The sequence below is a fragment of the Streptomyces sp. NBC_01439 genome, from assembly GCF_036227605.1.
Taxonomy (GTDB): Bacteria; Actinomycetota; Actinomycetes; order Streptomycetales; family Streptomycetaceae; genus Streptomyces.
In genome coordinates this window covers 156,495-168,789 of sequence record NZ_CP109487.1, presented here as the reverse complement: position 1 = coordinate 168,789, position 12,295 = coordinate 156,495, and the positions used below count along the sequence as shown (strand labels likewise).

General features: G+C 70.4%; 9 protein-coding genes. 7 read left to right on the top strand and 2 right to left on the bottom strand.

Annotation, left to right across the window (positions count from 1 at the left end):
* The first annotated feature begins 77 nt into the window (after positions 1-77).
* The 3 genes from OG207_RS00870 to OG207_RS00860 all read left to right on the top strand — a co-directional run bounded on the left by OG207_RS00870 (position 78) and on the right by OG207_RS00860 (position 1,871).
* Positions 78-362, top strand: a complete 285-nt coding sequence (locus OG207_RS00870; RefSeq protein WP_329094893.1) for a hypothetical protein — start codon at positions 78-80, stop codon at positions 360-362.
* Positions 359-964, top strand: a complete 606-nt coding sequence (locus OG207_RS00865; RefSeq protein WP_329094891.1) for a hypothetical protein — start codon at positions 359-361, stop codon at positions 962-964. Before OG207_RS00870 ends, OG207_RS00865 begins: the two co-directional genes overlap by 4 nt.
* A 583-nt stretch (positions 965-1,547) precedes the next feature.
* Complete coding sequence (locus OG207_RS00860; protein WP_329094889.1) at positions 1,548-1,871, top strand: cupin domain-containing protein; 324 nt, start codon at positions 1,548-1,550, stop codon at positions 1,869-1,871.
* A gap of 1,129 nt (positions 1,872-3,000) precedes the next feature.
* On the opposite strand, the gene OG207_RS00855 is transcribed toward OG207_RS00860, so the two are convergent.
* Together OG207_RS00855 and OG207_RS00850 are read right to left on the bottom strand one after the other, a co-directional pair.
* Positions 3,001-3,513: a hypothetical protein gene (locus OG207_RS00855; RefSeq protein ID WP_329094887.1), complete on the bottom strand. Its 513-nt coding sequence runs from the start codon at positions 3,511-3,513 to the stop codon at positions 3,001-3,003.
* 9 nt (positions 3,514-3,522) lie between these two features.
* Entirely contained in the window at positions 3,523-4,227 is a 705-nt protein-coding gene (locus OG207_RS00850) for a TetR/AcrR family transcriptional regulator C-terminal domain-containing protein (RefSeq protein ID WP_329094884.1), read from the bottom strand.
* A gap of 56 nt (positions 4,228-4,283) precedes the next feature.
* Here OG207_RS00850 and OG207_RS00845 point away from each other — a divergent pair, with 56 nt between their 5' ends.
* The 4 genes from OG207_RS00845 to OG207_RS00830 all read left to right on the top strand — a co-directional run bounded on the left by OG207_RS00845 (position 4,284) and on the right by OG207_RS00830 (position 11,783).
* On the top strand, positions 4,284-5,864 hold the full coding sequence (locus tag OG207_RS00845) for an FAD-dependent monooxygenase (protein WP_329094882.1): 1,581 nt from the start codon (positions 4,284-4,286) through the stop codon (positions 5,862-5,864).
* A gap of 535 nt (positions 5,865-6,399) precedes the next feature.
* Complete coding sequence (locus OG207_RS00840; RefSeq protein ID WP_329094880.1) at positions 6,400-8,718, top strand: DUF6777 domain-containing protein; 2,319 nt, start codon at positions 6,400-6,402, stop codon at positions 8,716-8,718.
* Positions 8,719-9,684: 966 nt separating this feature from the next.
* Positions 9,685-10,260 (top strand): hypothetical protein, encoded by a 576-nt coding sequence (locus OG207_RS00835; RefSeq protein WP_329094878.1) that lies wholly within the window; start codon positions 9,685-9,687, stop codon positions 10,258-10,260.
* Positions 10,261-10,940: 680 nt separating this feature from the next.
* Complete coding sequence (locus OG207_RS00830) at positions 10,941-11,783, top strand: MerR family transcriptional regulator (RefSeq protein ID WP_329094876.1); 843 nt, start codon at positions 10,941-10,943, stop codon at positions 11,781-11,783.
* Positions 11,784-12,295: the final 512 nt, after the last annotated feature.

The following is a 12,295-nucleotide window of genomic DNA, read 5'->3' as shown; positions in this document are numbered from 1 at the left end:
CCGTCCGTCTCGCCATGGCGCGACACGGTTGTCAAGGAATCCTTGACAAGTCGATCATGTCAAGGTTTCCTTGACGCATGTCGATCTTGAAGTTGAAGGCCCAGCACCGGGACCTCTTCCCTGCCACCCCGTCCATGGCCGCCGTGTTGCCGCTCGCCGTGAGCCTGCCGGCCATGACGGTGGTCTTCGGCGGCCGGCTCGGCACCGCGGTGACCGTCGCCCTGATCGTCGTGGGCCTCGTACTCATCGCCTGCACGGCCGGACTGGCAGCCCGGGCGGCGGCCCGCGACTCGGCCGAGCGGGAGCGCCACGACGCGGCGGTCCTCGACGCCCTCGAACCCCTCGCCGGGCTGCGTCGATGAGCGGCGAACCCCTGCTCCACCCGGTGGAGATGGACCGGATCCGGGAGGGCATCGCCGCATCGGTCCTCGGCGCCCCCGAGGGGCTTGCCGACTCCCTCGAACACGACGCCCACGGCTACCTGCGCCTGGTGGACGCCTCGCGCGTCGGCGCCGAGGAGGCGAGCCGGCTGCTGCGCGAGGCCGTTCAGGGCGCCAGGGCCGCCGGCCACAGCTGGGACACGGTGGGCCGCGTCCTGGGGGTGAGCCGCCAGGCCGCCCAGCAGCGCTTCGCGGGAAAGGGGGTGGGCGCGCCCCCGTCGGCACCGCCCGGCGGGGGGTCGAACTCCCCCAGGCGCCGCACCCTCAGCGGGTTGACCGCGTTCAACGAGATGGCCGCCTTGGAGGAGGCCGGCCGTGACGGCTGGCACATGGTCGGCTACGGCCCCTTCTTCCACGAGGTGGAGGCGTCCGGCCATCCCTGGGAGCACTACCGGGTAACCCTTCCTTCCCCCGCACGACACCGACGGCTGGAATCAGAAGGATGGATCCCGGTCGGCGCGGGCTGGTTCCCGTGGCGGTACTACAAGCGGCCCGTCGACCCCGGCATCAAAGCCCCCACCTAGAGGGTGCCTTGTCGCCCGGGCCGGACCAGGCACGGACCAGGCGCGGACCAGCGCGGTCCGTGCCGTTCGGACGCCGGCGCGGTACGGGCACGACGGAGCGGGGGAGAAGGCGTGGGGGCGCACATTTCCCCAGGCTTTCGGGATCTGAGCCATGAAACAGGCGCCCCCCACCACGAGCACCTGGGGAACAACGCGACCGTGCACCCCGGCCATCTTCGACGCGGGCCGATGTTGTTCCAGGTGTGGACCAGACGCTGGACGTGCTCCTCGGGCTGCTGGACTACGACGCACGACCGGGGTAGGTCGGGCACCGTGTCGTCCGTACTGCTCGACCTTGATGGTGGTCGTGTCGTGCTGGTCGGTGGCCTCGGGCAGGGGAGGTTCCTCATGTTCCTGATGATGCGTCATGCTCGGATGGCGGGGGGCTTGGTTGGAGTGGCCCCGGGGGCGCGGAGGGGCAACAGCTCTGCGGCACCATGCTTTACCAATCGGTCGACCTGCTATCGGTGCAGGTCGCATAGCTTCTAGTCATTCGAAGCGGGGTCGGTGGACGGTATGCCGGGCCGAGAAGGAGAAGTGTGTCGTGACCTTGATCAATCTGATGGACACCGCAAGGGATCTCCCGGGAGGGTGGCGTTCGCTTGTGCTGGGGGAGGTGGGTACCGCCTGTGTGAAGGTGCTGAGGATGGATGAAATGCCCGTTGAGCCCGAGAGCCATGCAGCCGCCGAGGCTCTGCTCGTCCTCGATGGACAGCTCCAACTCGAAGTCGGCGGTCGGTCGATCTCGGTACGTGCAGGCGAGCTCTACATGATTCCGGCAGGTGCAATCCATGCGGTCGGCCCAGACAGCTGGGGCACGCTCGTGATCGTGGAACTTCGAGAGGACGAACTTCAAGACTCTCCGTAGGTCACACCCGGGGGTCTGGGTACTCGGCCCCGCGGCGGCGCGTGGCCGTGTGGCCGCGTGAGCGGCCGGGCCACTGGTGAAAGTTCGCCCTGCCAGCTACGGGGTGCCGCCACCGCTGTTTCCTACGTCACGGACGGCGAGTACCACGTGATCGTCGATCCTGGCGCGGTGGCCGGCTGAGACCGAATTCCGGGTCGGTCGGCCAGACAGGGGCCGGGCCTCGGTGACATCACCTGCCGCTCGGTACCGACACCGGTGTCTCAACGGCCCGGTGGACGAACCGGCCTGGATAGGGTGCTGACATGGCGACCATCCTGCGGCACCCCAGACCCGGATTCACATGGGATTGGTGGGCCGTAGACGCCGGGGGGTTCCTCGTGCACTTCTGCGACGGGCCTGCTCCCGAGCGCCTGCTTGCGCATAGGGACCGCGTTGACGCCGCATCCCTGTGGGCCGAGGAGCACCGACCTACATGGTTCGGCCGTGGCCCCTTGCCGATTCACGCCTTCTCTTGCAACGGTGAGTTGCCGACCTACACCCGGCAGGGTGTTCCGGACTCCCCGTTGCGACTGTCCGACGCGCCGGGAGTCATCGCAGAGGTTGCGGCCTTGGTCGAACTGAACCGGGTAGTGGGAGATACCTGGACGATCCACCTCGACGATGGATGGGTGTAGGCAGCCCCGTTATCTGGTCGGCTTGCTGATCAGACGAAGACGGCTGTGGTGTCGCGTGCGAAGGACAGGCCTTGTCAGCTAGGACCACGTCGGGCTTCGTTCTGGGTGGGTTGCCCGGGTCTGCCGCGACATCGCAATGACCCGGCCCGGGGCGAGCAGAGCGGTGAATGCCTTCGCACCTGTGTCGTCGGTCGCCCGGATCTGCAGGCGATGGTGAACGCATCGCCGTTCCGCGACCTGAAGTGCTCGGGCAGGTCCATCCACGGCGTTCCGGTGCGGTACGTGAAAGCGATCGTGGCGATCGCCTGCCGGTGATCCCGCCACTGCCCACCCCCCCCGGGTGCGCCTGTCGCTCCGGCGGAGGCGCAGAGCGCCATCGTTGGGCATCCGCTGCGAACCCCGGACCCGGCCGCCGCGGTCGTGACGCGCTCAGCTGGCGGGGGTTTGCCGGCAGATCAGTCCGCGCGCTCCAGCCCGAGGGCGCTACCCACCGGGATCGCCTGCCACATCGCGCTGACCTGCGGAAGCGTTTCGACGAACGTGGCGATCCGGGCCAGTGCTGCGGCACGTTCATGACCGATGGGGGCGAAGTCGAAACCCATGCTGTCGGCCCGGGCCGTATCGTCCAGGTCGGCCCAGGCCGGAGAGTCGGCAAAGAACAGTTCGAGCTCTACGCTCCAGCGCTGCGGCTGCCAGAACTCGTCATCCTGGTCATCCTCGTCGCGGACCGCGAACTGCCTGGTGAAGACCAGTGCGGGGCGGTCCCCATTCCAACTCCATCTACCCCACTGCACGATGAACCCGTCGCCGTCGTCCCGTGCAGGCTCAATCCCGTCGACCGGCAGCTGGACGAACTCCTGGAACGCAGACCATGCCCGTGCAACGTCGTCGATCGCATCCGGGTCAAGCCCATGACGTCGAAGAGCGAGCACGAACACTTCAGGACTGTTCTTCCAGTGCGCGGCCACGCCGGATGCTCAGCGAACCAGCCGGGCCGAAAGCCCGTCGAGCACGCAGTCCAGGCCGAACGCGAACTCGACGTCGGGGTCGAGTTCCTCGGCTTCGAGAACACGGCGGGCGAGCATCGGGTGTTCGCCGGCCGCGAGGACCTCGCTGATGTACGGGCCGACGCTGCGCTGCCACTCCTCCTCGCTGAGCCCGGTGCGCTGCTCCGCACGTCGAAGGGCCTGCTGGGCGGCGACCGAACCCAGTACGTACGCGTGCACGGCGCCCAGTGCCTGCGAGGCCAGGGTGATGTCGGGCGTGAGTGCGACGGCGGCGCGCAGCGCGGACTCCGACCGCCGCAACGAGTTGGGGCCGAGCGCGGGCCTCCCCGCCAGTTCACCCGCCAACCAAGGGTGCCGCAACAGCGTCGCACGCAACGCGTGCGCGACCGCCCCCAGGCCGGCACGCCAGTCCTCAGTGGACTCGGGAAGCGGAGCCTCGCCCTGCGCCGCGTCGACCATCAGGTCCACCAGCTCGTCGCGGTTGGTGATGTACCGGTACAGCGAGGCGGTCCCGGAGCCGAGATCACCTGCGACCCGCCGCATCGACACTGCCGCCAATCCCTCCGCGTCCGCGACGGCCAGCGCGGCCGCCACGTACTGGTCCACCCCGGGCGCGCGTCGACGCGGCTCGGGACGCGGCCGGGTCCACACCGACGAGGGAACGGGTTCGGTCATCGGGACGGGTCCTTTCCTCGTTGACCCCCATCCTACCGTCTGGCTACGGTGTAGCCATGACGGAAACAATGTGCCCAGAAGTTCCGGTGCTCGTGGTCGGAGGCGGCAGCGTCGGCCTGATCGCCGCAGCACTGCTCACCCACCACGGCGTCCCCACGGTGCTCGTCGAACGACGGTCCGGGCCGTCGGTCCACCCACGCGCCACCGGCGTCGGACCGCGCACCGTTGAAATCCTGCGCGAACTCGGACTCGACACCGCAGTCGACGCCGCCGCGGTCGACCTCCGGGGCGCCGCTGGCAAGGCCGTGGCACGGACCGTCGTCGAGATGGGCGCGGGCGACGTCGTGACCGTGCCCATGCCGACCCCCTCCGCCGACGAGCTGGACGTGACCCCGTTCAGGCTGCGCGGCGTCTGCGCCCAGGACCGGCTCGACGCGGTCGTCGCAACCGACCTCGCACGCCGCGGAGCGGACCTGCGCTGGTCGACCCGACTGGTCGGCATCACACAGGACGCCGACGGGGTCGTCGCCGAACTGGAGGGGCCCGACGGCCGCTACTGGCTACGGTGCACGCGCGCGGTCGCCGCCGACGGCACGCACAGCACCGTGCGGACCGCGCTCGGCGTGGTTACCTCCGGGCCGGGCGACCTGGGCAAGCCGATGATCAACATCCTGTTCCGCGCAGACCTCCGACCGCACCTGCGGGGCATGTCCTTCGCCACCTGCACGATCACCACACCACTGGCCCCCGGCCTGCTGGCCACGGTGGACGGCGAGACGAACTGGGTCTTCCACGCTCCCTGCGACGTCGACGCCGGCGAACGCCCCGAGGACTTCACACACGAACACTGCGCCGCGGTCGTCCGGCAGGCGGTCGGCGATCTCGACCTCGACGTCGAGGTGCGCAGCGTACTCCCGTGGCGGCCCCGCAGCGCAGCGGCCGAAAGCTTCGCCGTCGGCCGCGTCTTCCTCGTGGGCGACGCCGCACACACCGTGTCGCCCATGGGCGCGTTCGGCCTCAACACCGGGGTCGCCGACGCACACAACCTGGCCTGGAAGCTGGCTGCCGTCCACCGCGGCGAGGCCGGTGCCGGGCTGCTCGACACCTACGCGCAGGAACGCGAACCGGTCGCTGCGGCCACCCTGGACCAGGCGATGCGCCGGCTCGCCGACCCGCAGTTGCACTGGGGACGCGGTCCCGAGGCCGACGCCGCCAGGGCGGCGGCAGGGGTGTGGGCGGCGCCGGTCGTGCACCTCGGCCAGAGGTACGACTCGGCCGCCGTCATCGACCCGCGGCCACAACTGCCCTCCACCGTGGACCTGGTGCTGGACGGATCGCCGGGTTCACGCGTGCCCCACGCGTGGATCAACGGGGTTTCCACGCTCGACCTGGTGGCGTCCCGCTGGACCCTGCTGGTGGGCGTCGCCGGCGACCGCTGGCTCACCGCCGCGACGGACCTCGCGCTCCCCGCGCATCGCATCACGGTCCCCTGGCTCACCGATGAAGGGGCGCTGCTCGTCCGTCCGGACGGGATCGTCGCGATGCGCGCCACGGTGGCGGCGACGGATCCGGCGCGGTTCCTCACCGAAGTCTTGGACCAGGTACTGGCCAGGCCGGTCCCGATGCCGAGCACCTGAACGGGACACCTCGTCGGAGGAGCCTGTTCCGCGGCTGGAACTTCGTCGCGCCGGAGGCCGACAGGGGCTCTGTCAAGTCCCGAAAGGTCGCGGCATGACGTGGTGCGGGATGGGAGGGCTTACTCGTGAGACGGACGCACGCAGAGTGGACGGTCCCCGTCCAGGCGTTTCCAGATGTCCAGAGTTCCAAATTTCCAGGTTCCACCTCCGGGATGTGGAGGCGTTGACGGTTCGGAAGGAGTGCGCGCATGCGAGTCACCACGGTGTACCCACCGCCCTGTGTCGGGGGGCGAGCGTCGTGAATTCCTTGCCTCCTTCCTCCGAGCGTCCCACCGGCCCGCCGCCCGGCCCGTTGTCGGGCCGGGGTGCGCACGTAGAGCCGCCCCCGCCGCCCCCTCCGCCGCCACCAGGCCCGCCGCCTCCCTCGGGGCCCCCGTCGGGGCCTCTACCGGTCTCTTCCGGCGGGTCTTCGCTGCCGCCGGCGGGCGGCGGCGGCCGGGTTCGCGGGTGGCGATCGCGCAGGGCCGTGTTGGGTGTGAGCACGGCGGTGGCCGTGGTCTCGGCCGCGGTCCTCAGTTTCACCGTGCTGGGCGGGAACACCGCGATGAGCGGTGAGGTCTTCCTCCAAGCCGCTCCGGAGGTCGGGCCCGACCCGTTCACTCCTTCGACGGCCACACGGGCCGAGAGCGTCGCCAAGGTCACGCCCATGACCGCGGGCATGAACGCGAAGGACGGTACGAACACCAACGCGACCACGAGCACCGCGAGCGCCACGAACGGTGCGCGCACGCTCGAGGTCGACGGCGGCTATCCCGGGCTGTACGGCGGGACGCGCAACGTCGCGAGCTGTGACGTAGAGAAACAGATCCGGTTCCTCACGCAGCACCCGGACAAGGGCAGGGCGTTCGCCGTCTCGCTGGGTATCCGCCAGCCCGAGATCCCCTCGTACTTGCGGTCGCTGACGCCCGTCCGGCTGGGTTGGGACACCAGGGTGACCAATCACGGATACCGCAACGGCGCACCCACCAGCTACCAGGCGGTCCTGCAGGCAGGCACTCCCGTACTGGTCGACGGCCGGGGCGTGCCCCGGGTCCGCTGTGCCTGCGGCAATCCCTTGGATCCGCCCGTGGCGGTCAGAGGCGGGCAGACGTACAGCGGCGCGAAGTGGTCCTCGTTCCGCTCCTCCGGCCTCGTCGCGGTCAGGCCCGCCGCGAAGCCGGTGAAGACCGTCACGGTCTTCGACCAGGACCGCAGGGGATGGTACGAGCGCCCGAGCGGAGCGGCGGAGAGCAAGCACGACCGCGAGGTCCCGCCCCCGAAGGGCCAGACCCCCGGTTCTGCCTACCCGGTCCTGCCGGCGGCCCACCCTGGATCGGTCCAGCCACTCCCGGACAGGCCCCCGAACCAGCCCCCGAAGACCAACCCCAACGAGAACCCCAACCAGAACCCCGACCAGAATCCCGGGAACGCACCCGCTCGGATCCCGGGCAACCTCCCGGGCGAGGGCTCGGAGAAGGCAACGGACCAGGACCCGGGGAAGGAACCGGGTCAGAAGACGGGCGAGCACCCGGGGAAGGAGTCGGGCCGGGAGCCCGGCAAGGCGCCCGCACCGGACGCAGCCGAGGAGCGCGACCAGGACCCGGGCAAGGCCCCCGAGAAGGAGCCGGGCAAGGACTCGGGCACGGTGCCGGATAAGGGGTCTGGCCAGCACTCGGGCGAGGACTCGGGGAAGAAGCCGGGCAAGGAGTCCGGCGAGGACCCGGGCAAGGCCCCCGAGAAGGAGCCGGGCAAGGACTCGGGCACGGTGCCGGATAAGGGGTCTGGCCAGCATCCGGGCGAGGACTCGGGGAAGAAGCCGGGCAAGGAGTCCGGCGAGGACCCGGGCAAGGCCCCCGAGAAGGAGCCGGGCAAGGACTCGGGCACGGTGCCGGATAAGGGGTCTGGCCAGCATCCGGGCGAGGACTCGGGGAAGAAGCCGGGCAAGGAGTCCGGCGAGGACCCGGGCAAGGCCCCCGAGAAGGAGCCGGGCAAGGACTCGGGCACGGTGCCGGATAAGGGGTCTGGCCAGCATCCGGGCGAGGACTCGGGGAAGAAGCCGGGCAAGGAGTCCGGCGAGGACCCGGGCAAGGCCCCCGGGAAGGACTCGGAGAAGGTTCCGGACCGGGAGCCAGATCAGGATCCGGCGAGGGTGCCCGGCCAGCAGTCGGATGACGGCCCGGGGAAGGAGTCGGGGAAGGCGCCTGGCCAGGAGCCCGACAGGGGGCCCGCCCACGATCCTGCGAAGGCACCCGGTCAGGAGTCGGGTAAGGGGGCGGGCAAGGGCCCGGACACGGCTCCCGGGAAGGCGCCGGAATCCGGCCACGACACGGGCAAGGGCACCGGTCAGGAGTCCGAGAGGTTGCCGGGTCATGAGCCGGGCCATGCCCCGGACAAGGGTGCCGGGGCCGATGCCGGAACGGAGCCCGGGAACGGGTCGGGCCAGGGCCAGGGCCAGGGCCAAGGCCAAGGTTCCGGGAAGGAACCGGGCCAAGGCCAGGGCTCCGGCCACAGCGACGGCCGAGGCCAGGGCCAGGGCCAGGGTTCTGGAAGGGCGTCGGGCCAAAGCCAAGGCCAAGATTCCGGCAACGGCAACGGCAACGGCAACGGCAACGGTCAGGGTCAGGGCCGGGGGTCCGGGAACGGTCAGGGCCAGGGCTCTGGGAAGGTGCCGGGCCACAATAACGGCCAGGGTCAGGGTCAGGGTCAGGATTCCGGAAACGGCCAGGGTCAGGGCAAGCGCTCCGGCAACCGCTCCGGGGAGGAACAGGGCGGAAACACGGGCTCGAATTCCGGCACCGAGCCGGGGCGCCAGTAAGGTGCAGATTCCGGCGGTGAGCCGAGGAGGAGCGGTCCCGGCGGTCCTGTGGGCCGGATGCCCGGGCGATGGCGCTCCGGCCGAGCCACCGCCGGCCGGCTGATGCCGGGGTGGCTGCGTCCATGCATAGGGCGACGAGAGCCACACCGTCGGTGACGGTCCGATTTCGCGCCTCGGACTGGTGCAGGCCCTTTCAGGGATTTGTTCCTTTGCGTTCTTGTGGAGATCGTTCGCGTTTCCCGCAGTCGCCCTTTGGGGGTGCGGAGGGCCCAGCTGTGTCAGAGGCACCGGCGTTGGCAGGGCGGTGGGAGGAGATCGCAACGCTCAGCCGGGCCATCGAGGGCCTCGGCGCCGGCAGACGCACGGTCCTCGAGGTAGCGGGGGACCTGGGCATCGGGAAGACCGCCCTGCGGTCCCACTCCCGGTCCCGGGCCCCTTCCGGCGAGGCGGCCAAGCCGTACCAGCTCTTCCCCGAGGCCCGGGAACGGTCCGTGCCCCCGACGGACACTCCCTATCCGCCCGCCGCGGGAGCGGGCCCGTCCTGGACGACCTCCACCACGCGGATCCCGCCTCGGCCCACCGGGTGGAAGTCCTCGCCTAGAAAATGCGCCGTGTACCCACTGGTCCTGGCCCTCGCCCTGCGCCCCGCCTCGTCCGCGTGGAACCCGCACCGCTGGACGCCGCGGTCATCGCCTCCCTGGCCGGTCGCGGGCCGGCCGAGCAACTGGACGCGCGCTCCCTGGGCAGGCCACGCGCCCCGCGCGTCCTCCTGGCGGCGGGCTATCCCCCCCCGGCCCATGCCCCCCGACCCATGGCCGGCTCGCTCCGACGCCGCGGCAGGCACGCTGCCGCGCGCCGCCGCGCCGGTCCTCGCCGAACTCGAAGCCCTCCCGGGCGACTGCGCCGAGGTTCTGGCCGCTGCTGCGGTGCTCGGAGAAACCCTTTCGCCCCAGCGACGCCGCGAACGTGGCCGGGTACCTGGGCGGCCGCACCGCCGACGACCTCGGCACCCTGGACGCCGCCGACCTGATCCGGTCCGACGAACCGGCCGGCACCCCGGTCTGTGACTACACCCGCACCCTGCGCGAACTCCCCGAGGCGGAGTGGGACCTGGCGATCTCCCTCTATGCCGGGCCCGTCTGCGAACACGTGGCCCGATGCTTGAAGCCGGGCGGCTGGCTCCTGGCCAACAACAGCCACGCAGACGCCGGCCTGGCCCACGTCAACCCCGCCTACCGGCTCGCCGCCGCCATCCACCACCGCGCGGGCCGCTACCGGCTGACCACCGACGACCTGGAGCGCTACCTCCTGCCCAAGACGCCACCCCACCCCACGCGGGAGCAGCTCCACGCCACGGGTCGGGGCATCGCCTACACCCACCCGGCCACCGCGTACATCTTCCAGCGCGTCCCCCACGGCCAGTCGTACGGGCGAGAGGCAGGCCTGCGCGGAAACATGACGCCCGCGACCTACGGGAACGTCACGTCGACCGTCGCGTCTGACGATCAGTCGTCTTCGCTCGCCCTGCGGAGGTACCCGTGAAGGGAGCGACAGAGAACCGCCGCCCGAGCGGGCGCGGCCCCACCCCAAGGCGAGGCTGCCCAGGCCGTCGGGGCCTGTGTGTATCCGAGGATCTCGGCGGCGCCGGCTGCCGTGGCGGCGAGGATGGCTGATATCGCCTTGATCGTGGGCACTGGGCACTGGGCACTGGGCACTGGGCACTGGGCACTGGGCACTGGGCACTGGGCACCGGGCTCCCGGCTGTGGTCAGTGTGGCCTGGGAGAGGAACAGGTGGGTTCTGTTCCTCCCCCTCTCGTTTGCTGGTTAGCGGATCGTGCTGTACGCGGAGCGGGCCTGTACCCCGTGTACAGAGGAGTACATGTAGTTGTCGACCCAGTTGCCGTTGGCGCCGGCTGCGGTGGCTGTTGACGCCGACGATCCGTGCGTCGGTGGTGAGGTTCTTGACCGCGGGACCGCCGGACGCGCCGTGGCCCATCTCGCAGTTGAGCTTCAGGCGCCGGTCGAACGGGTTTGCCCGGGCCGAGTCAACAGTGGGGCCGGTACAGAAACGCTGGTAGGTGCCGCCGGAGTAGTCGGAGCTCGGCGGCCGTAGCCGTCGCCCGGGTAGCCGCACGGCGGCGCCGCGCCGGGAGCAGTTGCACATGCCGTAGCGGCATGTGGTGTCGTCGAGGGCACCACAGCACGAAAGGCCCTGTCTGCGATGTACCCCTCCGCCACGCCTCCCCGCGAGGTCAAGATCGGCGATGCCGCCGCCTTCGCCGGAACCACCCCGCGCGCCATTCGTCACTACCACCAGATCGGTCTGCTGCCGGAGCCCGAGCGGGGCGGAGACGGACGTCGCCGCTACGGCTACGACGACATGATCCGCCTGTTGTGGATCCGCAAGATGTCCGAGGCCGGCATCAGCCTGGACGACATGCGGGCCGCCTTCGACGAAGTCCGGGACGTTGAGGACGTCCTGGGCCGGCTGGAGGAGACCCTGGCCGCCCAGGAGGCCGACATCAAGCGTCAGCGAGCGGCAGTCCAGCGCCTACGGGTCGTCGGCAGCCCACTGGGCCTGCTCTCCCCGTTGGTCACGGACCGGCTCGGCCACCTGCCTTCTGGCGCACTGCGCCCCTCCGACCTGGACGCCTTGCTGGTCACGGAACGGATCTTCGGGCCGCTGGGAGCCGCAATTCAGGCCAGCGTGTTCATCACCCTGGCGACCCACCCCGGCCTACGGGCCGAGGCAGACCGCCTCGACGCGGCCGACGCCGCCCTCGATGACACCGTCGACCCCCACGACCCGCAGGTAGCAGAACTCGCCGCGCAGCACTGCGCGCACCACAAGGCCCTGCTCCAGGCCATTGAAGCCGCCGGACTGGACGCGGCCGAGGAGAAGCTCTTCGAGATCTACGACGCCGAGGCGAGCGGCGAGGACGACGCCCGGATGAGTGCCTTCGAAGCGGTAACCAAGATGCCCCATGGCTTCTCCGCGGCCCGGACACGGTGCGTGGAACTCACGGCACGGCTCCTTGGCGGGGACCTCTCCCCACTTCGTTGAACACCAGAGCGAGTGGTGCGAGGAGTGTCCCCGGCCGTTTTCAAGGCTGTGGTGGATATTTCGTGAAGCAACGGATGGCGTAGGACCCACAGGTGCCTAATGCTTGATCGCTAGTGCCGGTGGCCCGGGCCCGGCATGCCTTGAGGGGGCTGTTGTGGTGGTCAGTGAGCTGGTACGCGCAGAACTACGGCGTGTCGATTGGGCGTCGTTGAAGTGCGGCCGCGGTGAGTCTGCGGAGCATGTGCCCCTTCTGATCGAGGCCGTCATCACTGCTGAGACGGCCCGGGACATGATCGGATACACCCTCGATGGCCATGTCGAGGAGAGCACGGTCATCTTCGAGTGCACTCCGCCAGCGGTCGGTGTGAGCATGGCCGCGCTGGCTGGGGACCTCTCGACACCGGCCCGAGACGCGCTGTTGCAGACGTTGTCGTTCGTGGCTGCGGGCTCCGGCGACTACGGGCCGATTGCGGAAGGCACGAGTCTGGGCGAAGGGTGCAGGCACCACGCTC